Raw genomic sequence first — 21,527 nt, forward strand, 5'->3', positions numbered from 1 at the left:
GCGCGCGGTCTGCTCCGCAGACACGACGCGCCGCCGCTACGCGGCGGCAACTCCCTTGCTTCGCAAGGGAGTTGATGCACCGCCACTCCGTGACGGTGCCTGAATTGCTCCGCAATTCAGCACAGGAATTCGCTCCGCGAATTCCCTCGAAAGGCGCAGCTGGGCGGGTGGCGGGGCCGGATCGGCAAGTTTCCGAGAGGAACTGATAAATCATCAGAAATGAGCCTGATTAGGTCCGAATTCTTGGAGTCTTCCGGGGTTCATGAATTCTTGAACTGACCTCGACTCAATTCCCCCATCTACAATCCCGATAGAGCCGAGAATACGCCCGCGCCAACGTTCCCGACAACCCACGGCCACAAACCACGCCGAGCGTGGACGGCCCCGCCGCTAGGGGCCCCGCCAGCAGCTCCCCCACGCCCCCACACGTCCGGGCTCCAGCCCGGACCCTCCCCCAGCCCAGCGCGGCGGCGGAGCCGACGCGCAGCCAACCCACAGACCGCCCCTGATCCCCGAGGCAGCCGCCCGACCACGCCCCCGCCCCCATTCCTCACTCATCCTTCAACCGGCGCGGCAAAAGTGGCAGCAGAGGGGATGTCAGACCCCCGACCATGCGCGGGAACCTTGGTTGACCTGCGGATACGCCGACCCTCCCGAAGAGGCTCGCGCAAGAGATGTCGCAAGAGATGTCGCAGGAGTAGCCGCAAGAGAAGGCGCAAGAGATGTCGCAAGGTTCGGCGTTTCGGGTGTCACCCGAGGTCGAACAGTGTATTATTGATTTCTCAGTCGGGCGGCAACCTGGCTCAGTCTCAATCACCAACACGAGGAGCCCCCTTGAACACGGAAGCGGAAACCTTTGAGGCGGTAAGCCGACTCACGATCCACATTGCGGGGGAGCACGAGACCGACGCCTCTATCGGTCTGACGCTCATCCCCCTTCTGAAGATCCCCACGGCCATCATCGAATTCCGGCACCCTACCGGCGCGCGCGTTTGGTGGGAAGGCTGGTGCGAGGCCGCCGCAATGCTCGACAGGATCTTTCCCGAGCAGGTAGACGCGGGAGAATTGCGCGAACCCGAATTGACCATCAATTCGTTCGTGATCCTGGACGACGCGCCCCGACGCGCCAAGGTCCGGGCCCGCAGCGCGGCAGTGAGCCCCGACGGAATCGGCGCACTGTCGGTCACCGTCGGGGGTCTGACGATCGCGTGCGCGTCCCGCGCGGCTGTCGAGTGCCAGGTGCGCGGGTGGCGCGAGGCGTACGAAGTACTGGCCCTTGACGGGGGGTTCGGACTGCCGTCCGCCGACGAGGTGGCCGCGCGCGTACGGGCCGACCACGCCCGCCATGGGGTCAACGAGCTGTTGACGGCCGCCGAGGAGCAGCGGGCAGCTCGGACGAAGTGACGCGCCCAGGGTGGGGCGGCCACCGGTCGCCCCACCCTCCCGGAGCCACAGCCACCAGAAAGAGGACAGCATGACCGCCACAGGACCGATCAGCCGGGGGCAGCGGGTACGCATCGAGCGCAACCCCACCCGGAGTCTGGCCGCCCACGCCCGCCCGAGGACCGCGAACCAGCCCGCTCCGTGGCCCGAGGTCTGGGAAGGCACCGTGTTGCAAGTGGCGTACGACGAGGACGAGTTGACCGGCGTCGAGATCTACGGCAAGCGCGAGAGTACCGGCGAGACGAAGCGCGTGACGTTCAGCCTCAGCCGCAACCCGTTCTTTCGTACGAGCGTGACGCCGGTGGAGTCGCCGTAACTCACCAGGTCCGGGGGGTGATTGAGGGTTGACGACGATCACCACCTTGATTCTGCGGGTGAGCGGCAACTCACCCGCCGCCAACTCAACCACCCAAGGCAGGGGAACGATGAGCGAGTACCAGGACCACGTACGGCAGAGCCTCGAAGGGCAGAACGTCGACCCGGGTGAGGATCTCGGTATTGACGCGATGCGGTGGACGCCCGACCCCGTCAGCGAGGACGTGACGGACGAGGCGACGCAGACCGCCGCCGACACGGCGCACGCGTTGCTCGACCGCGCCGCCGACGCGTACCTGTCCCTTCTGAATGCCGTTCTCGGCGACGGGACGCACCACATGGTGGCGAGCGCCAGCACGCCGCACGGTGACCTCATCGAAGGCCAGGAACTCACCGTCATCAGTGACGCCCTGATCATCAACGAGGCCGCATCCATGCGTGTCTGCGCAGTGATCGCGGCAGGCATGGTCGGGTGCGGCACCGGTGGACTGGTCGTGCGCACCTTCGGCCCCGACGGGTCGGAGTTCGTACGCGGCTGGAGGGTCCGGAATTTCTGGCTTCGGCCGCTCACCGCGCAGGAGATCCGGGAGGCGTACACCGTCATCCCGGAGACCGGCGAGCCGGTGGCCCCGGAACCGGGCGTTGAGTACCGGCAGGCCGAGCGGGTGCCCCGCCCGGACCAGGCCCCGAGGCACTGCGCGAGCGCCAGCCACACCGCGCCCCGGGACAACCGGCCCCCGAACCGCCGCAACTGAGGGCCACCCGCCGGGGCCGGTCGCCCGACCGGCCCCGGCGGGAACGCCCCTGCCTCCCCCTGCCTTGCCTCCCGGTGTGAGCGGCAACTCACCCGGCACCAACTCGACCAGGAGTGACCCGACATGACCGCGACCACGCGCCCCGCCAGCAGCACGAGCGCCCCCGCCCAGGCGCCGGCCCCGACCTCTGCCGAAGTGCCGGCGCCCACCGCCCCGCCCGCCGAGGAGCCCCACACGGCGGACGCCCGAGGGGTGGCCCTCCCCCGCAACCTGGCCCGCCTCACCGCCCAGGCCGAGGAGGCCGGATGGACGGCCACCGTCCAGACGCAGCCCGGACACTGCGCGCTGCTGCTCACCGCCCGCCAGGAGGCCGGGGAAACCGTCCTGCGCTGCGTGTGGCGGCTCACCGCCTGGGGACACCGCTGGGACGGCGCCACCCTCACCCGCTGCGGCCAGACGGCCGCCCAGGGCATCACATGGCGCGCCGTCGCGGATCTGGTGACCGCCGAGGCGCCCACCGCCCGCACACAGCCGACCGCGCCGGACCGGGCGGAGGCTCCGGCGCCCGGTCCGGCCGAGACCGCGGCGGAGACTTCGGCTCCCCGGAAGCGTGCCCGTAAGGCGCCGTCCGTGACGGAAGTCGAGCGCGCGCGTAGGGCGGCGGAGGAGTGGCCGGAAGCGATGGAAGCGCGGTCGCTGGGCGACCGTTACGAGGGGGAGTTCCGGCGCTCCGACCTGCTGTCGGAACTGTCCGTGTGCGGTGAGCGATTCCCGTTCCGCTTCCATTTCAAGTCGGGCGGCGGACACACCGTGACCCTTCCGACGGGGGACGTGCGCGGTACGTGGGGTGAGGTCACGGGGGCCGCTATCGCGTACGTGATCGCGGAGCGTCCGGCAGCGGTGCTGCGCGCGACGGCCGAGACGGCGCGCGTGTACGGCATCCAGGCGGAGAGGGCGGCGCAGAAGGCGGAGGAGAACGCACAGACGGCCGTATCGGTCGGCATGGCGCGCGCTACCCTGGACACGGTCCGTGCGTTCGCTCAGCGCATCGATTGGGACGGGCTGACGGACGAGCAGTACGACAGCGCCCGGGGTGCAGTCCGTGAGGCCGAAGAGTGCGCAGAGGGGGCAGAGTCCGCGTACGGATGGGGCGACGTCGACACGACCCGTTGGGAAGCGCGTGACGCTCTCGCCGTCGCACGCTGGTTCGGACTTGACGCGCCGTCGGCTCAGGAGTGCGCGGAGCGCGCGCCGGCACCGCGCGCGGTTGCTGGGCGGGTGCGGCCGGAAGCGTCGGCGTTCCTGCTGCGCATCACCCGCCCGGGGTGGGAGGGGCTGGCCGAAACGGCCGAGGGTCCGGCCGGTGACGCTCCGGCCGGTAGCGGCGTGACACCGGCCGTTCCGGCGGAGGAGAACGAGGCCAAGAAGACCCCGGCGGTGTTGCCCGACGTCGTGCCGGACCCCGGCGGGGTGGACGGGTGGGAGACCGACGGGGGCGCGGTTGAGGTGCTGCCGGTGATCTGCAACGGCAACGGGGGTGGGGTGTTCCCGGTGGCGTTCCGTGGCTCGTACGAGGGCACAGTGCGGGTGTCGCGGGCGTGGCTGACGGAGCGTGCGCGCCATGAGCTGACCGTGGCGCGTGAGCGGCTGACGGTGGCGGAGGAGCACGCGGAGACGTGCGCGGCGTGGCGGCGGGATGCGTACGACCTTCACCAGGAGGTACGCCGGTCGGCTGGTGTGCTGGGTGAGCGGGTGGTGGTGCATTACGAGACGTCCGGCGGGTGGTCGGAGCGTGCCCGTGAGGCCTCCTTGGCGGCGGACATGCGGCGGATGCATGCGCGGGATGCGGTCCGGCGGTGTGAGCGTGAGCTGTCCGGCCTGGAGGCGGAGGCGGCGGAACCGGGGCGCCGGTCGAAGTCCGCGCGTGCGTTCCTGGCGCGTGCCGTGTCTGGGGATGTTCCGGCCGGCCGCGGGGCGTGGGTGTCTGCTGACGGCGGTACGGCGGTGATGTTCGAGCTTCCCGCAGACATCGACGTGAACCCGGACGTGAGGCACGGGGAAGCGAACGAGCAGCGTCGGGCATTCGTTGACCTGTTGGCCGATGCCGTGGCCGCGCGGGATGAAGGCCGCGCGCTGATCGGCCGTGACCTCCCGTCGAAGAAGACGCACGGACGTACGGCCGGTGTCGAGAAGGGCCAGGCGTCCGCCTCGGTCAAGGGCCTGGACGTCAAGCCGTGGAAGGCTCCGAAGGTTCCGGCGGAGGGCTCGCCGCTGGATACCGAGACGCTCGCCACGTGGGACACAGTGGGGGACGTCACGGCGGAGACTGAGACGGCCCCCTGGGTGTGGCTGCCCATGGCTGCCGTGTCGTTCGCGGAAACGGCCATGGCCAACGGGTGGACGGTGGCCATGCAGCGCAGCACTGACGGGGGCATGGTGACGGTGCGCGTCGCCGGTGTCGCGGTCAAGAACGGTGCGCCGCTCGCCTATGAGTTGCTCGCGGTGTGGGACGGCGGGGTGTTCCGTGAGGACCGTTCGGCGGTGTGGGTTACCGGTCGGCGGGTGACGGGCAAGCGCACCCCGTTGTGGTCGGCGCCGGTCCGGGTGGGCCGGTCGGGCAAGCACCAAGATCCGTCGATGTTGTCGACGGTGCAGCATGCGGCGGAGCCGGGCACGCTCGCACGGGTCTCGCTGGGCAGCTCGGCGCCTGCCCCCGAGGGTGTGAGCGACCCCAGCGGCATGGACGGATGGGAGGGCGAGGGCGGAGCGCTCGCGCGGGATGATGGCGGAGAGCTCCCCCCGCCGGCAACCCGTGACGACGTGTCCGCGCGGGCGGCTGACGTGGTGTCCGACCCGTCCGGGGCGGACGTGTGGGATGCAGAGGGCGGCACGGTGCCGGGCGCCGAAACCCCGGCCCCCGTCGCGGCGGCTGTGGCGGTTATGCCGATCGACTGGGCGAAGCCTGCCGGGCGCGGTGACTGCGCGGCGGCGAACACGTGTGGCGGGTTCGGGGTGCTGCTGTGGGACGTGCCCGGCTGTGCTCCGCGCTGCGCCGAGTGCGCCGCACGGGTCATGGGGCACTCTCCGGCGGCGCTGCGCGCGCTCACCCTGCCCGGAGACATTGTGGAAGCGGAGGAGGGGGCCGAGGCGGCGGATATCGTCATCCGGCACACCCACGAGGACGGCACCACCGTGGAGGGTTCCTCCAAGGGTGACGGGGTGTGGGAAGCGTTGCGCCCGCTGGGCTGGACCTACCGGCGTACCCCGGGAATCTTCATCCGTGGCAGCCGCTACAAGGGCGCCGACCGGTGGAAGATCAACCGGGCTGCGGACGCGGTGCGCGCACTCGGCCTGTCATGCGCTGTGGTGATCGACGAAGCCATGTCGTTCGCCGAGCGGGAGGCCGCCCGCGTGGACGCGGCCGAGGACCGGGCGCAGCGGTACGCGCACCGGTCCGGACGTGCGGCGGCATCGTCGCAGGCTGCGCGGGATGCCTCGGACCGGATCGGCGAACGGTTCTGGATGGGTCAGCCGATCTTGGTGGGCCACCATTCGGAAGGGCGCGCCCGCAGGGACCAGGAGCGCATGCACAACGCCATGCGCAAGAGCATCGCCGAGGGCGAGCGGGCCGGTTACTGGGCCAACCGCGCCCAGGCGGCAGAGGCTTACGAGCGGTATCGGAAGAACCCGGGGCGCACGCTGCGCCGTATCGAGAAGCTGGAGGCGGAGCGGCGCGGCGTTCTGCGGGAGCGTGACGGCGTTGACGACAAGGGCCGTAAGGCTGATGTGTGGCGACGCGAGCCGTCCGAGGCGCGCCGGGAGGAGCTGACGCGGCCGAGTACGACGAAGAGCTGACGTACTGGGCGGAGACGATCAAGGAGGCGGAGCGGCGCGGCTTCAAGGTGTGGGGACGGGGCGACTTCGTGAAGGGCGATTTCGTGCAGTGGCGGGGGTCCTGGTACGAGGTGACCCGGGTCAACGCCAAGACGGTGACCGTGCCGCACATCCACGCCGCGTTTGATGGCGGCACCGTCGGCGCCGTCGGCGATTGCCGCGTGGTCACCCGCGCGGCAACGGCGGAGACCCGGCACAAGGGCAGCACGTACACGCTCCCCTACAACGAGGTGAGCGGGCGCATGTCGGCCGAGCAGATGCGGGCCGCCCTGGCGGGCGAGGTGATCCCCGCCGACCCTCGCGACATCACCCCGGAGCCCGCCCCGACACCGGGTTCATTGCCGCCGTCGCCGCCGGCCTGACCGTCACCACGCCGCCCCCACCGCCTGACCACCCCATGGCCGGGCGCCCACGGCGCCGGCCGCCTCCCAGGATTCCTCAGAGGAAGCACAGCTATGCGACTGAGCAAGCGCGGAGCGACCACCCTGAACCGACGCGCGCGGTTTCTGCACCAGCACCGGAAGCAGCGGGGCACGTTGCCGTGCCTGGAGACCGGCGGGACCCAGGTCTACGCCTACTGGAGCTGCGGTGAAGGCCTGGTGGTGTCCGTCCATCTGGACACCGGCGAGGTACCCGGCGGCCTGATCAGCCCGGATGGAACGATCCTGATCCGGATCACGGTCAACGGTGAATGTGTCTTCAGTGCCGACTGATACGGCGGAAGCGTTGAACCTCCCCCCCTAAGCGCGTATTATTGATTTCAGGGATGAGCGGCAACTCACCCACCACCAACCCAACTCGCAGCAGAGGGACAGGGCATGGACTACATCGACACCAAGGACGTGGCCGCCGAACTCCGGAACCGCCTGAAGGGCGCGTTCCCCGGCGTGAAGTTCAGCGTGCGCAAGGGCACCGGTACCGCCGCCGCGTGGATCTCCGTCTACTGGACCGACGGCCCCTGCACGGCCGATGTCGAAGAGCACACCCGCCCCATGCAAGGCGCGCAGTTCAACGGCATGGAGGACCGCTACGAGTCCACCGACAACACGGTCACCGTCACCGTCAAGGGTCGGAAGGTCACCGGTAAGCCGCTGGTCGACGGCATCAACACCCACCGGGACGTCTCCGATGACGCACTGAAGGCCGCCGCCGCCCTGTGGTCCGAGGCCCACGACGGCACCGAGCCGCCCACGAGCGGCATGCTCGACGCCTGCGTCATCGACGGCCACGTCATCAAGGAGAACTGGGCCCCGCAGCAGATGTGGCAGATCGCCAGTGACGTCGTCCTCCCCCAGCGCTGGGCCGCCGCCAAGGAGCAGGCCGCCGCCCAGGCCGCCCGTCCGGCGCACGCCCAGGAGGAGGGCGAGGACGGCACGGAGGGACTCACCCTCCAGCACACGGACGGGGACGGGACGACGGTCACCGGTACGCGTCTGGGCGACGGCGCCGCCGACGTGCTCAAGGGCCACGGCTTCAAGTGGCACCGCAAGAACCAGTACTGGTACGCCCCCGGCAGCCGCGACCAGCAGGCCGACACCGAGTTCATGGCCGCCGTCGCCGCCGACCTGCGCGCCGAGAACCTGACCGTCACCACGGCACAGCCCGAGGCGACCCCCACCGCCTGAACCGACACCCGACCGGCCGGGCGCCCCCGGCGCCCGGCCCACCGAGCGGAGCCCCCATGTCCACGCACCTCCCGTCTCAGCTCACCGGCGATCGCCCGCACCCGGTCGCCCCCATCACCGACCCAGGCGCCGTCGAGGCGTGGGAGACGGACGGCGGAGCCGGCCCCAGGGTCGAGCCGACCGGCGGCACCCCTGCGGCCCGTCCCGCCGCACCGTCCGCCGCCGAGGTCGCCGAGCTGCCCAAGCGGGCGCGCACGCTGGTCGAGGCAGCGACGGCGAACGGTTGGGACGTGACCGTCACCTCTCAGGGCATCGTGGAAGGTGCCCACGTACGCACGGTCACCCTGGCCGGTGCGTTCCCGACGCCGTCCACGGCCGCTGAACTCACCGCCCGGTGTGTGTGGTACGGCTCCAGCTACTGGGGAGAGGTGTCCGAGCGCAACGGCCGCTATGCCGGCGGTTTCGGCGAATTCCTCGCGTGGGTGCGTGAGGCTCCCGCCGTGTGCCGAGCGGGCAAGGAAGCGGGATGGATCCAGCCCGGCAGTCCACTGCCGGGTACAGAGCTGGAGACTGTGCCGCTGCCGCAGTGGTACGAAGGCGCGCCCCGCGAACGCATCCTCGTCCGCGACGCGCGCATGTACGCGCGCTACACGCAGACCATCCACCAGAACGACACCGGCATTCCCGTGCGGGAGGCCCCCGGATACGGTCGGCCCCACCTCAGCGGCGACGCGGTACGCGCGTTTCTCGGCGGATCGCTCGGATTCTGGCTGTCCAGCCAGGCCACCATCTCCGACGACGAAACGATCATCTACCGCCAGACCAACGGGCATTCAGCCATCACATTCACGCCGGATCGGGACTCCGGTGTCATCATCACCCACCCGGAGCGGTACATCACGGCTGACGCGTACGGCGTCACCGGACACGGTCGCCTTCCGCAGGTCTGGACGCAAGCAGCCGTCCGTGAGGCAGTTTCCGAAGCCACGCGCCCTGGCCCGATCGACTGGCCGGACGGCTGGGAGCTGCTCATGCCCGACGAGTCCGTGAGGTTCGCCCCGCGAGGCTTCCCCTGGAAGTCCGCGGAGGTGTACATCGCCGAGCCCACCGCCCCACCCCAGGTATGGGGGCCACGGTGCAGGACGTGCGGTTGGTACGTGGCGGAGCACGACCCCGCGCGCGGGTGGGGACGCCGGTGCAGCACCTCCCAGCCGCCGACCGACAGCTAACGAACGCCTCCTGATGGCGCGCAGCACGGACGCCGTAGCCATCGCTCCCCCTCGGACACAGGACCGCCCTGGAGCGGTCCGGACAACCCGCGTCAGAACCTCTCCCCCTCACCACCGCGAAAGGCGGCATCCCATGGCCGGAAAGCTCAGCAAGGAACAGACCAAGCAGCACCACCGGGCGTGCGAACTGGTCGACATGGAACGGGACTTGACCGAGGAGGAGCGGGAATTCGTTCTCGACCACTTCCACGAGTCCGCGAACATGGGCCGCACCCTGGACGGCGCGTTCTTCACACCGGCCGAGCTCGCCGGCGAACTCCACCACGTGATCCCGGGTGACCGCATCATCGACCTGTGCGCGGGCATCGGACGCCTGGCCTGGCACGCCCGCGACTACTGGAACCGGCGCTGGGAGCGTCTACCGCCGCGCGAGATCGTGTGTGTGGAGAAGGACCCGGAGTATGTGCGGGTCGGGCGGCGCGTCCTGCCGGAGGCGACGTGGATCTGTGCTGACGTGCTCGACGTTCCGGGCCTGAACCTCGGTCCGTTCGACTGCGCGATCAGCAACCCGCCGTTCGGGCGGATCAAGCGCAGCGGCAACGCCCCCGGGTACCGAGGGCCGCTATTCGAGTTCCACGTGATCGCGGTCGCCGAGACGCTCGCCCGGCGGGGGGCGTTCATCATCCCGAGGGAGTCAGCCCCGTTCCGCACCGAGACCGGATTCGTCTCGCAGGACTCGCCCGCGTACGAGCGCTTCCACCGCGAGACCGGGATCAAGCTCCGCCCCAACCCCGGCATCCCCACGGACGAGTACCGCGACCAGTGGCGCGACGCCTCACCGGCCGTTGAAATCGTGGTGCACAACCGCGACGAGGACGAGTTGGAGGCCCAGGCGGAGCAGGCCGCCGCCCGCGCGGCGCAGGAAGCCGTGGCCAGCCGCCCGCAGAAGCCGAAGGCCGAGCACGCCCGTGTGGCACCCAGGGCCGCGCAGCCGGCCGGGTTCGGCGACGGCGGCGGGGACACCTTGTTCTGAAAAGGGGATTGATCAACCCCCTTGAAGGTGTATTATTGATTTTACAGGTGAGCGGCAACTCACCGGCCACCGACCGACCCACACCGAGCAGACAGGGAGCCGCACATGGGCGCCTACGGACACGACATCACCGCCGGAATGCTGGTCTTCGACCGGGAGGACTTCACCGCCTACCGGCCCGGCTCGAAGCCGGTCTGGCTGGTCGAGAAGGTGGGCCGGACACGAGGAGCGCAGCCCTGGCGGCACCACCGTCTACAGCACGTACGCGCACGTGCGGAACGCCGAGGTTCACGGCAGGGACACCACCCCGTCGAATTCCGGCTGGACCGGCACCAAGCCCGTGGGGCGGCTGGTCGAGGCCGCCGACGAAGACGACCACACCAAGCCGGGCACCTTCCGCATGGACCGCGCCATGGTGGCCTTCCTGCGGGCCACCCGCTTCCGGGGGTCCACCTCCGACGACTACCCGACCGTGCGCGACCTGGTGAACGCCGCCCCCTACGACCGGAACGAGTTCCTGGTGGGCGCGCGCACGGTCACCCTGCACGGCCTGCGCTGGAAGCGGTCGGCGACGGTGATGCGCAGGCCCGGCCTGTGCCTTTGCTGGCCGGCTAGAGGTCGAGGACGACTTCGGTGGTCGGCGCGCTGCAGCAGACGAGGATGGTGCCGGCTTCGGGGAGTTCGAGGGGTGGGGTGGTGTAGGTGATGTCGCCTGACACAAGGTGGGTGATGCAGGTGTGGCAGACGCCCGTGCGGCAGGACCAGCGGGTGGGGATGTCACAGGCTTCGGCGAGATCGAGGAGGGACGCGTGGGCGGGTGACCACGGGGTCGTGATGCCGCTGCGGGCGAAGGTGATGAGGGGGCCGGTGCCCGGTGGACCGGATGGTTGGTGCGGCCGCACCACGGCGGTGGGGGTGACGCCGGGGTTGATGGCCGGGAGGGCGCTGAACTGTTCCGTATGGATCCGCTCGGGGCGCAGACCATGATCGCGCAGGAAGCCACCGACGTCGTCCATGAAGGCGGGTGGTCCGCACAGGTAGGCGTCGGCGTCGGTGGGGATGCCCATGGCCGTGAGTGATCGTGCGGTCGGGCGGCCCTGGGTGATGTAGAGCTCGCCGGGATGCGGGGTTTCGGAGGTGTAGTAGATGTGCTCGTGGGCGTTGGGGAGTTGCGCCAGAAGGGCGTGGCTCTCCTCCGCGAAAGGGTGGTGGGCGCGGTCGTGGGCGGTGTGGATCCACCAGACAGGGCGTGCGTCTGTTGTGGCGGCGAGTCGGTGGAGCATGGCGAGCACGGGGGTGGCACCGATCCCTGCGGAGATCAGGAGGATCGGGCGGCTGCTTTCTTGGAGTACGAATGTTCCGCGGGGGCTGGCGATGTCCACGAGGTCCCCGGGGCGGAGCGTGGCATGGATGTAGCTGCTGACTTTCCCGTGGGGCTCGTGCTTGACGCTGATGCGGTAGGTGTCGGCTGTGCGTGCGGAGGAGAGTGAGTAGCTGCGCACTGCGGGGGCGGCATCGCCGACGGCGAGGCGGATGGACAGGTACTGGCCCGGACGGGCTTCGGGCAAGGGTGTGCCATCAGTGGCGGCGAGGTAGATCGACGAGACGGTGGGGGTCTCAGGGACGATGCGGGCGACGCGCATGGTCTTGAACCCCGGCCATTGCGGCTCTTGTCTGGGCTGCTGGCAGCTGGCGCGTTCGCTCGGCCATCCCGGTTCCTGTTTAGGCTGCTGGGCGGCGGCGAGTTCGCGGAAGGACTGCTGCCATCCGGGGCTGAGAGCGGGGATGTTCAGTGCTTTACGCAGCTTCGCGGGGTCGCGACCGGGGAGGTAGAGCAGCGCGTCGATCTCGGCAACGCTGAGTTGTTCGGGACCTTTGCGGATGAGGCTGATCTCATCGCCGGCTTCGACGCGCCCCTCGGTGAGGACGCGCAGGTAAAAGCCGGGTCGGTGGTGGGCGACCAGCAAGGAGGCCATGGTCGGTTCGCCCAGGCGCATGCCGACCCGGTAGCAGGTGACGCGCGGCTGGGTGACTTCGAATTCGGCTTCGCCGATGCGGTACCGGTCGCCGATGGACACTTCGTCGTCGGGCAGACCGTCGACAGTGAAGTTCTCCCCGAAGATCCCGAAGGTCAGGTCGTCGCGACCGAGTTGCTTTTGCCAGTACTGATAGGACTGCAACTGGTAGACGAGAACGGCTCGAATTTCGCCGCCATGCCCGGCCAGATCTCCTTGACCGTCTCCATCGACGTTCAGCCGCCGGACCATGCGGGGGCCCTGGACGGGGGCCTTCCAGGCTCCGGTGTGGACAGTCCTTCCCTGCCAGGGGACGTCTCTGGGCATGCCTACGTTCACGGACAGCAGCGTCGCCATTGCGGACCTCCTGCGGGCTGGCCGGCCGGGTCAGCCCCTCACAGCGCCGTGATCTGTGCGCTGGGGCCGATCCTAGTTCCCGTGCCGGTGCCGCCGCGATTCCGTGATCATGAATCGTTTGGTGCATTCGCTGAGATTCGAACGGAGGGACAGGGGGACCGACCGCATGGCGTCGTCGCTGACGTCGGGGTCGTCGGTGACGGCCGCGTCGTGCAGAACCGCATCGGTGCGGGAGAGCCTGTCGCTGCTCACCCGCTCTTCTCGCAGCGAGCCGGGGCGCTGCCGGGCGGGCTCCTGCTCCTGCTCCTGCTCCTGCTCCTGCGGGGAACTGCGGCCGGTGCGGGGCCGGTGGGCGACTGGGCGGCGTCCTCCTCGGCCACCATCGCCGCGTGCACCTCGAGCACCGTCCCCAGGGCCGCAACCCTCCCGGAGTCTCCGGCGGTCACGGCCTCGGCCCACTCCTGCTCGAACGCGTCCCGGATCTGCTCGTGGCTGTAGCCCTGGGCGAGCTTCACGCGGACGGTCTTTCCCTCGAGATCGACCGCCAGGGCTGGCAGATGACCGGGCAGGCGGTCACGGCCCAGCACACCGGATGCCCGCGTGCGCCGGGCGAGCGTGCAAGCCGCGCTACGGTCCTGCGCGCTGGCCGGTCCGGCGGCCTGGTGCACGTGCCCAGAGCCGGGCGCGGCGGTGGGAGCCGCGGAAACCTCGGGGGCCGGCGCACCGCCCGCCGGGGCGGCGGGGGCCTCGGCGGTCAGTTCGTAGAACCGGTTGGAGTGAACGTGGACCGTCCACTTCTGCCCGGGGGTGTCCTCGGTGAGCCGGGCGCGCGGCGTGCGACGCGGACGAGTTCATCCACGTCTACACCCGCGCCCGGGCCCTGGCAGACGGCCTGGTCGCCGCCGACGCCGAGTTGGCCCGGGAGGCCGGCTTCCGGGTTCCGGTCGCCCTCACCAGCGCCGTGTGGGAAGGCTGCGTGGCGTGGAACGAGGGGGACAGCGAGCGGCAGGTGCCGCAGGACGAGCGCGGCCGCCTGTGGGACGTGCTGACCATGACACGCCACACGATCCGGCGCAGCGGCGGGGGCGGCGGGCAGGTCACCGTCGGCCTGCGGCGGGTGCCGCGCGACGGCCGCACCCGGCAGGCCCGCCCGGTCCAGCTCGTCTGCGCGATCGGGCCCGGCGACCACGGCGAGCCCGTGATCACCATCATGCAGCCCGACGAGGACTGACCCCCGCCGCCCGGGGGCGGACATCGTCCGCCCCCTCAGTCCTGGCCGACCACGCCGCAGTCTCCCGGATGAGCGGCAACCCATCCGGCACCGACCCGTCGAGAGGGCGAACCATCATGCCGTCCATCACCTACCAACTCGCTGCCGAAGCGGCGCCGTTGATGCCCGGCGGCGGCTGGACAGCCCGTCCGTCCGCCGCATCCGGCAAGGAGGGTGCCGTTCTGGAACACCCCGACGGGCGGCGCATCGAGATCAGCCCCGCACAGCGTGAGGGGTACGTCCGGGCGAGGGTCGCCTACCCGGACACGTCGTACAGCCTGATGCAACGGCACCGCCCCCGTACGGAGATGCGCGCCGACCGGGGCGGCAGGGCGCTGGAACAGGCTGTCCGTACCAAGCTGCTGCCGGTCTACGACGAGACCTACCCGAAGGTGCTCGCGGCCAACGAGGAGTCCCGCAAACACGCCGAGGCCCGGGCCGCCGTGGCGGATCACCTCGTGGCACTGGTCCCCGGAGCCGAGGTCACCCGGTCCGAACCGTCCCTGATCGTCGAGTACCGCAAGCGCGGGACCATCGAGCGCGTGACCGCGCAGGTTCTCGGCGACGGCCTCAACATCGTCACCTTCCGCTATGTCGGCGACGAGGCGACCGAGGCCGTCATGAAGGCCTACGGCGAGGTGACCCGGCGCACCGCAGCGGCCCCGGACGACCGTTCCGGCGACGCCGACGAGGCCGCACGATGAGCACGCCGACCGCCCGCCACCGCTGCCCCTACCGGCCGGGGGCACCGTCCTGGTACGTACGCGCCACCCGCCGCGCCCTGCCCCCGAGCCGGTTCCCCGCCTTCCAGCGCCAGCAGCTCACCGCAGAGCAGGTGGCCGTGTCCGTCGGCCACTCAGGCGAGGACGGCACCGCCCACGTGACGCTGTTCATCGGCCGCCATCTCGGGAAGCCGCCAAGGCCCGGAGCGGCCCGCGACACCTGGCTGCGCCTACGTGCCCACATCGCCGCCCACCTCCACAAGGCCGGGTTCGCCACCGTGCTGACCAAGGGCGGCCCGCCCCGGCCTGAGCCGGTCGCCGTCCACCTGGAGCACGGCGACGTGTTCCGTGACGGGCTCGACGCCTTGACGGGCTCGACGCCTTGGGCCGCTACCGCATCTGGTGCCCTGAGCACCCCCATCTGGCCGGCCGCCTGCAGAACGCTCACGGCCTGGGACCGCAGGTGTTCACCTACGTCTACGCGACCCAGAAGGCCCGGCATCCGATCTGGCCGACCGGATTTCGCACCCTGCACGACGCCGCCGAAGCATGGGCCGCCCACATGGGCCTGCCCCCGGTGACGGTGACCGAGACCTGACCGCCCCGACGCCCGCCCGAAGGGCGCCCCTGACCAGCACGGTTCCCCCAGCACTCCCCGGAAAAAAAATCGAATGGCGTATAATTGATTTCATGAGCAAGCGGCAACTTGCTCAACACCAACCGAGCGCACGAGGAGCAATCCGTGAGCGACACCGCAACGACCACACCGATGCAGCGGGTCACGCTGCAGCTCGGCCAGATCCGCGTCAACGAGAACAACGTCCGCCAGGACCTCAACCTGGACGAGAAGTTCCTCAAGTCCGTCGCGGCCAACGGCGTGAAGGTCCCCGTCGTGGTCCTCCCGCTCGGCGAGGACACCTACGAGCTGAAGATGGGCCACCGGCGCTACTTCGCCGCGCGGGCCACCAAGGAGACCGAGGCGGAGCAGGACGCGATCGAGGTCCCCGCGTACGTGCTCGACCCCTCCCTGCGCGAGGCGGGCGAGGACTTCATCGACCAGCTCATCGAGAACGACGACGACTACCGCCGGGGCCTGACCGAGCTGGAGCAGGCCGACGCCCTGTTCGGCGCGGTCGGCGCGGGCATGAAGCAGGCCAGGGTCGCCGAACTCACCGGCCGCTCCCGCAGGGACGTGTCCCAGGCGGTGAAGACCGCCAAGTCGGTCGGCGAGCGGACCCGTTCGGCACTCGCCGAAGCCGGTACGTACGACCTCGACCTCGAAGTCCTCGGAGTGCTGGGCGAGTTCGACGACGACCCCGCCGCCGTAGACCGGCTGCTGGACGCCTACGCCAAGGGCCGCTTCGAGTTCCAGGTGCAGTGGGAGCGCGACGACCGCGAGGAGCAGCGCGCCCGCGCCGAGGTCCGCCCGCAGCTGACGGCGGCGGGTGTGCGGCTGGCCGAGGACGGCGACACGCTTCCGGCCACCGTCGAGCCGCTCAGCGAGCTGGACGGCCCGGACGGCGAGCCCATGACCGCCGAGGCGCACGCCGAGTGCCCCGGCCACGTGGCGACCTGGGCCGAGAATCCCCGCGAGCCCGGCGAGGTCGAGTACTTCTGCACCGACCCGGAGCGCTTCGGTCACTACCCGCCCCAGGAGGACGCCCCCGAGACGGACGGCGACCAGGCCGAGGAGCGGCCGCAGGCGACGGGTGAGGCCAAGTCGTCGGAGCCGTCGCGCGAGTACGTCAAGGCGGGCAACAAGGCCTACCGCGCCGCCGAGAAGGCCCGGCAGGCGTGGCTGAAGGACCTGATCGGCCGCAAGACCGCACCGAAGCCGCTCGCCGCGTTCATCACCGGGCAGCTCCTTGCCTGCCCCAAGCCGGTGGCTCAGTGGGTGGGCGACGCGGGCCGCCGGGACCTGGTCAAGGAGCTGACCGGCTACGACGCCCCCGCCGAGCGCGCCGCCACGGCGACCCCGGCCAAGCTCACCCTGCTGAACTTCGCGGTGCTGGCCGCGACGTTCGAGAAGCGGATGGGCGAGGTCCGGACCTGGCGCACCGACAGCACCGCCCGCTCGGCCGTGTACGAGCTGCGGGAGATCCGCGAGGACGCCCGCACGTGGCTGAAGTTCCTCGCCGAGATCGGCTACCCGCTCTCCAGCGTCGAACAGGCCATCGTCGACGACGAGCCCTACCAGGAGGGCGAGCCGGACACGGCCGACGCCGACGGACAGGCCGACGAGGACTCCCCGGACGACCCGGACGCCGTGAGCGTCGAGGACTCCGAGGACGCGTCCTGACCTGCTGCCCGGGCCGGACCTGACAGTCCGGCCCGGGCCCCCTCCCCCTTCCCTCCATGCGCGCCGCCCGCCCGGAAGGCCTCGCCATGCTCCGGCTCCGAACTCCGCCTGAACGCCTCTCTGTTCGTCGCCCAGGCCGCCGTCAGCAACCACACGGGCCTGATCGCCCGGGCCGGGCTCGCCATGCCGGCCGCACCGTTCGGCTCCCCCGCCTGGCAGCTGCCCGCCCTTCTCTCCTACCTTCACCGCCTCCACCAGGACGAGGAGGGCCCCTCCCCCGAACTGTGGCGCGCGCACACCGAGCGCCAGACGGGCCCGGTGCCCCGGCCGCACATCCGCTACCAGGCTGACGGCCTGCACGATGCGGACGCGGTGTGCGTGCTCGACATCCAGCTCGGCCCGCGCGGCGAGGCCACCGGCTGGCCCGCCGCCGACCTTGCCGTCATCGAGCAGGAGGAAGGCGCCTGCCCCTTCGGACGCGTCACCCGCCGCCACGGCGTGGAAGCGATCGCCGCGTACACCGCCCAGGAGCTGACCGCCGAGCACGCGGCGCTGATGGACCGCGCCCGCCAGCACCAGGACGCCTACTTCGTGCGCCTCGCCGGACTGGCCCAGCGCGCCGCCGAGTGGGCCGACAAGGTCCGCGCCGCCGCGCACGCCGATGCCGTCCACGTCCAGGCCGACCGCGCCGGGCCCGCATCACCCGCTGACCACCCCCGCACACCCGCGCCGACTGCCGCCTGTGGAGGCCTGCGCCATGTACGAGTTCGAGCCCGCCTCTCCGACCTACGCCATCTCCGACACCATCGTCGAACACCACCTGCACGGACGTGACCGCACCCGCGCCGACCTGCCCGGCGGCTACCGGCTGACCCTGCGCACCCGCGAGCGGCACGGCCAGCTTGAGGCCGCCCTGGCCGCACCGTCGCCCACCGGCCCCGCCCGGATCTGCACCGCGCGCATCAGCGCGCACACCCCGACCCCCGTCACGTCGCGCATTCTCGACGCGGTCACCCGCTACGCCCCGGCCCTGCCCGACGCCCGCGACGCCCGCCCGCCCCTGGAGGCCGTTGCCCGCCTGCTCACCACCGGGGCCCCGTTCCAACGGCCCGGCGAGACGGGGCTGTTCGTCCGGTTCGGGCATGCGGAAGCCTGGCTGGAAGGCAGGCGGCTCAGCGTCACCCTGGGCAGCCCCGGCAGCGGACTCAGCCTGACCCTGGGCGGCCCGTGGGACGCGCCGTCCACCGCCCGCCTCACCGCCGCCGTCCTGCGTGAGCTGACCGATGCCGAGCAGCTCGCCGGCCAGGTCGCCTCGCTGCTGCCGCCCGGACCGTGGCAGGTCCTGTCCGACCAGTGGCACCCGGACGCCGCCCTCGTCCTGCCCGCAACCCGCCGCCTGGACCCGGAAGACCCGCTCGGCCGCCGCATCTCCCGGGCGCTGCGCGAGGTGGAACACAGCCTGGGCGCGGACCAGCCGGACTGGGACTTCCAGGCACTGATCGCCGCCGAGGGCTCGGCCGTGGCCCTGCGCGTCACCCCACGCGAGCGCGCCGTCCCCCGCATGGTCCGCAAGGCGGTGATGCTCGATGGCTTCGTCCCGGACGAGGTGGGCAACACCCGCACGACGTTCACCCCTGCCGACCTGCCCGCGCCTCCCGACTTCGCTCCGGCCCCACCTCCACACGAAGTCCCGTCCCTGGACCTCCACGTCGCGCCGAAGGACGAGCGCTACTCGTACGGCGTGAAGCTGGAACTCGGCGACTGGGCGTACGCCTTGGAACCTCGAGCCGTCTTCTACGGGCCCGGCTGGTACCCCTTCCACGAGCACGTGACGCGCCGGGAGAAGGACCCCACCGCCCCGCTCAACGACCGGGAAGTGCCCACCGGGCGCACGGTGCCCGCCCGGGTGCGGATATCCCCTGACGTCGAACACCGCTCATGGGGCAACGAGTACGTACAGCTCACCCCCGTCGACCACCGGGTCGAGGCGCGGCTGCACCTGTACGTCAGCCAGGAGCGGGGCTCCACCCTGGTGCGCACCGTCACGCTGGAGATCGACCTACGGGCGAAGCGGGTGATGCTCCCCGTCCAGATGCCCGCAGAGCTGCGCCACCAGGCGGAGGTCAAAGGCCGGCGGATCCTCGATCTGCTGCTGGCCGCACGACGCGAACGCCGACGAGGGGCGAGCGAGCCGCGGGCCGTCCTCGCTCCCTGGAACCGCGGCGACCCGCCCAGCGCGGACACCTGACGCGGTTCACCGACCGCGACAGCCACACCCGCTCGCCGTTTTGCCCCACCCCTCTCTGACAGCCTTGGCTGAGACGCCCGCTTTGTCGGGTTAGGCTGAGTGAGAAAGGGCTGGCCGGCCTCGATGAGCATCAGGTCCGCCGCTACCCCTCCTGGATCCGCTGGGTCACCCTCGCGATGCTCGCCCATGCCTTCCTGGCAGCGGTCCGCGCCGACGAGCACGCCCGCAGGCCCACCCCAGACGGACTGGTCCCGCTGTCCTGCAACGAGATCCAGCGCCTGTTCAACACCCTCGTCGTCCGGCCTCTCCACCATGCGGCCCACCGGCTCGGCTGGTCCGACTGGCGCCGCCGTCATCAGGAGCGATCACGCACCAGCCATTACCGGCGACAAGCCGAGGCCCGGACATGAAGACCACGATGTGCCGGCGGGGTGCTAACCGCCCCAGCCGGTGGCGGCTACCACCTCACGGGCGATGTCCACGACGGGCCGCCCGTCCGTCACCACCCGCACAGTGTCAGCAGCTACCCGCTCGTCCAAGAGCCGTGCCTTGCGGGCGCTCGCCTTCAGCTCCTGCTCCAGTTCCGAGCCGAGCTCCCGGCCCGCCAACCGCTCGCCGGCGGTGGTGTCGGATGCGGTGAGCAGAACCCGCACGATCCGCACGCCTGCCCCCATGGCACGCTCGAACATGCCCGTCGTCTCGGGCAGCACACTCAGGGTGTTCGTATAGATCAGGCGGCGGTAACCGCGCTGGGCGAAGTTCCCCCATACGGCAGTCAGATTGCACTCCGTGATCTCCGAGCGGTGCGGATCCCCGTCTGGGGCCGGATGCACCTGCCCCATGAAGTCACCCTCGATGACTGCGTGAGAGACCGCCACGGCTCGCAGCCGTGCCGAAACCTCCCAGGCCACCGTCGTCTTGCCGACACCGGCACGCCCTCCGATGAGCAGTACCTCCGCGTGATCCATGAAGGCAGCTTGCCAGCTCGCGACCACGTCACGGGATCCGAATCCGATATCGCTCTATGCCTATGGCCGCAGCCCTACCCCACCAGCAAGATCACGATCTAACAGCTGGAGTACTAGTGTCCTGAGTCTTGGAAGCGATGCATAACTAAGAAGTCATCTCATTTGGTGAGTCTGCGGTAGCAGATGAGGGTGCAGGCGATGCTCGTGAAGGCGAGGAAGTGCTCGGCCTTGCGTTCGTAGCGGCGGTGGAGGCGGCGGCAGCCGGCGAGCCAGGCCATGGTGCGTTCGATGGTCCAGCGGTGCCGCCCCAGCCGCTGCGAGGTCTCGACGCCCTTGCGGGCGATGCGGTGCCGGATGCCCCGCTGGGACAGCCAGCGCCGCAGGTGAGCGTAGTCGTAGCCCTTGTCGGCGTGGAGCTTGCCGGGCCGGCGCCGACGGGGCCCCCGGCGGGAGCGGACGGGGTCGGTGATCGACTGGTGCCTGGCCCAGCAGCGGGGGGAGGGATGCCCTTCACGAGCGGGATCAGGGCCTGGCTGTCGTGGACGTTGGCACCGGAGATTCCGACAGACAGCGGCAGACCGGTCCGCTCGGTGATCAGATGGATCTTCGACCCGTACTTGCCCCGGTCGACAGGATTCGGACCTGTCAGTTCCCCCTTTTCAAGGCCCGCATGTTCACCGAGTCGATCGCGCACCGGGACCAGTCCAGCTCACCGCGGGACCCGAGCTCGTCCAGGACCAGGCGGTGCAGCTTGGCCCACACCCGGGCCTTCGTCCACTCGGTGAACCGGCGGTGAGCCGTCGCGCCGGACGGCCCGAACGACTCCGCCGGCAACTGCTGCCACGTGCAGCCGGAGGTCGCGACGAACACGATCGCGGCCAGCACCTCGCGGTCGCCGTGCCGCCGCCGGCCGCCGCCCTGAGGCCGCGTCGGCGCCTCCGGCACCACCCGCTGGAACAGCTCCCACAACTCATCCGGCACCAGCCGCTCAACAATCCCCACCACGGCCGACAGCCTACCCAGCCAAATGAGATGACCTCTAAGGCTTGGATTCCGGCAGGCGGTTGAGGTAGCCGGCGAGGCGTTCGAAGATCTCGTCGGCGGACTTGGTCCAGGTGAATGGTTTGGGGTCCTCGTTCCAGCGGGCGATCCAGTCGCGGATGTCCTTCTCGAGTGCCTGGACGTTCTTGTGGACGCCGCGTCGTATCTGCTTGTCCGTCAGCAGGGCGAACCAGCGCTCCACCTGGTTGAGCCAGGACGAGCTGGTGGGCGTGAAGTGCATGTGGAAGCGCGGGTGCGCCCGCAGCCACTTCTGGATGGCCGGGGTCTTGTGCGTGGCGTAGATGCCCCTATG

The 21,527-nt window shown here is 70.6% G+C and carries 19 protein-coding genes and 3 pseudogenes; 16 read left to right on the plus strand and 6 right to left on the minus strand.

What is annotated here, in order from left to right; translation table 11 throughout:
• Window positions 1-834 precede the first annotated feature (834 nt).
• The 9 genes from ACFY4A_RS39265 to ACFY4A_RS39305 all read left to right on the plus strand — a co-directional run bounded on the left by ACFY4A_RS39265 (window position 835) and on the right by ACFY4A_RS39305 (window position 10,294).
• Complete coding sequence (locus ACFY4A_RS39265) at window positions 835-1,404, plus strand: hypothetical protein (RefSeq protein ID WP_390834107.1); 570 nt, start codon at window positions 835-837, stop codon at window positions 1,402-1,404.
• A 70-nt stretch (window positions 1,405-1,474) separates the two neighbouring features.
• Window positions 1,475-1,759, plus strand: coding sequence for a hypothetical protein (locus tag ACFY4A_RS39270; RefSeq protein ID WP_383358677.1), 285 nt, complete (start codon window positions 1,475-1,477; stop codon window positions 1,757-1,759).
• A 109-nt stretch (window positions 1,760-1,868) separates the two neighbouring features.
• A complete protein-coding gene (locus tag ACFY4A_RS39275) occupies window positions 1,869-2,513 on the plus strand; it encodes a hypothetical protein (RefSeq protein ID WP_390834108.1) in 645 nt (214 codons plus the stop codon).
• Window positions 2,514-2,636: 123 nt separating this feature from the next.
• Complete coding sequence (locus ACFY4A_RS39280) at window positions 2,637-6,368, plus strand: DUF3560 domain-containing protein (protein WP_390834109.1); 3,732 nt, start codon at window positions 2,637-2,639, stop codon at window positions 6,366-6,368.
• A complete protein-coding gene (locus ACFY4A_RS39285) occupies window positions 6,302-6,769 on the plus strand; it encodes a hypothetical protein (protein ID WP_390834110.1) in 468 nt (155 codons plus the stop codon). The genes ACFY4A_RS39280 and ACFY4A_RS39285 overlap by 67 nt, the downstream gene beginning before the upstream one ends.
• 93 nt (window positions 6,770-6,862) lie before the next feature.
• Complete coding sequence (locus ACFY4A_RS39290) at window positions 6,863-7,120, plus strand: hypothetical protein (protein ID WP_390834111.1); 258 nt, start codon at window positions 6,863-6,865, stop codon at window positions 7,118-7,120.
• Between the two features lie 105 nt (window positions 7,121-7,225).
• Window positions 7,226-8,032, plus strand: a complete 807-nt coding sequence (locus ACFY4A_RS39295) for an LPD29 domain-containing protein (protein WP_390834112.1) — start codon at window positions 7,226-7,228, stop codon at window positions 8,030-8,032.
• 56 nt (window positions 8,033-8,088) lie between these two features.
• Complete coding sequence (locus ACFY4A_RS39300) at window positions 8,089-9,261, plus strand: hypothetical protein (protein ID WP_390834113.1); 1,173 nt, start codon at window positions 8,089-8,091, stop codon at window positions 9,259-9,261.
• A 133-nt stretch (window positions 9,262-9,394) separates the two neighbouring features.
• A complete protein-coding gene (locus ACFY4A_RS39305) occupies window positions 9,395-10,294 on the plus strand; it encodes a methyltransferase (protein ID WP_390834114.1) in 900 nt (299 codons plus the stop codon).
• Between the two features lie 611 nt (window positions 10,295-10,905).
• On the opposite strand, the gene ACFY4A_RS39310 is transcribed toward ACFY4A_RS39305, so the two are convergent.
• From ACFY4A_RS39310 to ACFY4A_RS39320, 3 genes are all read right to left on the minus strand, one after another.
• Window positions 10,906-12,666, minus strand: coding sequence for an MOSC domain-containing protein (locus ACFY4A_RS39310; protein WP_390834115.1), 1,761 nt, complete (start codon window positions 12,664-12,666; stop codon window positions 10,906-10,908).
• Window positions 12,667-12,738: 72 nt separating this feature from the next.
• Entirely contained in the window at window positions 12,739-12,918 is a 180-nt protein-coding gene (locus ACFY4A_RS39315; protein WP_390834116.1) for a hypothetical protein, read from the minus strand.
• On the minus strand, window positions 12,915-13,334 hold the full coding sequence (locus tag ACFY4A_RS39320; protein WP_390834117.1) for a hypothetical protein: 420 nt from the start codon (window positions 13,332-13,334) through the stop codon (window positions 12,915-12,917). Before ACFY4A_RS39320 ends, ACFY4A_RS39315 begins: the two co-directional genes overlap by 4 nt.
• 185 nt (window positions 13,335-13,519) lie before the next feature.
• Here ACFY4A_RS39320 and ACFY4A_RS39325 point away from each other — a divergent pair, with 185 nt between their 5' ends.
• The 7 genes and pseudogenes from ACFY4A_RS39325 to ACFY4A_RS39355 all read left to right on the plus strand — a co-directional run.
• Window positions 13,520-13,897, plus strand: coding sequence for a DUF6573 family protein (locus ACFY4A_RS39325; RefSeq protein ID WP_390834135.1), 378 nt, complete (start codon window positions 13,520-13,522; stop codon window positions 13,895-13,897).
• 116 nt (window positions 13,898-14,013) lie between these two features.
• Complete coding sequence (locus ACFY4A_RS39330; RefSeq protein WP_390834118.1) at window positions 14,014-14,640, plus strand: hypothetical protein; 627 nt, start codon at window positions 14,014-14,016, stop codon at window positions 14,638-14,640.
• A 400-nt stretch (window positions 14,641-15,040) separates the two neighbouring features.
• A complete protein-coding gene (locus tag ACFY4A_RS39335) occupies window positions 15,041-15,256 on the plus strand; it encodes a hypothetical protein (protein WP_390834119.1) in 216 nt (71 codons plus the stop codon).
• Between the two features lie 144 nt (window positions 15,257-15,400).
• Entirely contained in the window at window positions 15,401-16,957 is a 1,557-nt protein-coding gene (locus ACFY4A_RS39340) for a ParB/RepB/Spo0J family partition protein (protein WP_390834120.1), read from the plus strand.
• A 183-nt stretch (window positions 16,958-17,140) separates the two neighbouring features.
• Complete coding sequence (locus ACFY4A_RS39345; RefSeq protein WP_390834121.1) at window positions 17,141-17,791, plus strand: hypothetical protein; 651 nt, start codon at window positions 17,141-17,143, stop codon at window positions 17,789-17,791.
• A complete protein-coding gene (locus tag ACFY4A_RS39350; protein WP_390834122.1) occupies window positions 17,715-19,205 on the plus strand; it encodes a hypothetical protein in 1,491 nt (496 codons plus the stop codon). The genes ACFY4A_RS39345 and ACFY4A_RS39350 overlap by 77 nt, the downstream gene beginning before the upstream one ends.
• A 98-nt stretch (window positions 19,206-19,303) precedes the next feature.
• A pseudogene (locus ACFY4A_RS39355) lies at window positions 19,304-19,615 on the plus strand (IS701 family transposase); the annotation flags it as partial.
• A 24-nt stretch (window positions 19,616-19,639) separates the two neighbouring features.
• On the opposite strand, the gene ACFY4A_RS39360 reads toward ACFY4A_RS39355, so the two are convergent.
• The 3 genes and pseudogenes from ACFY4A_RS39360 to ACFY4A_RS39370 all read right to left on the minus strand — a co-directional run.
• On the minus strand, window positions 19,640-20,173 hold the full coding sequence (locus tag ACFY4A_RS39360) for an AAA family ATPase (RefSeq protein WP_390834123.1): 534 nt from the start codon (window positions 20,171-20,173) through the stop codon (window positions 19,640-19,642).
• Between the two features lie 158 nt (window positions 20,174-20,331).
• Window positions 20,332-21,169, minus strand: a pseudogene (locus tag ACFY4A_RS39365) (IS5 family transposase).
• A gap of 43 nt (window positions 21,170-21,212) precedes the next feature.
• A pseudogene (locus ACFY4A_RS39370) lies at window positions 21,213-21,515 on the minus strand (transposase); the annotation flags it as partial.
• Window positions 21,516-21,527: the final 12 nt, after the last annotated feature.

It is taken from the genome of Streptomyces sp. NPDC001292, from assembly GCF_042896465.1.
Classification (GTDB): domain Bacteria; phylum Actinomycetota; class Actinomycetes; order Streptomycetales; family Streptomycetaceae; genus Streptomyces.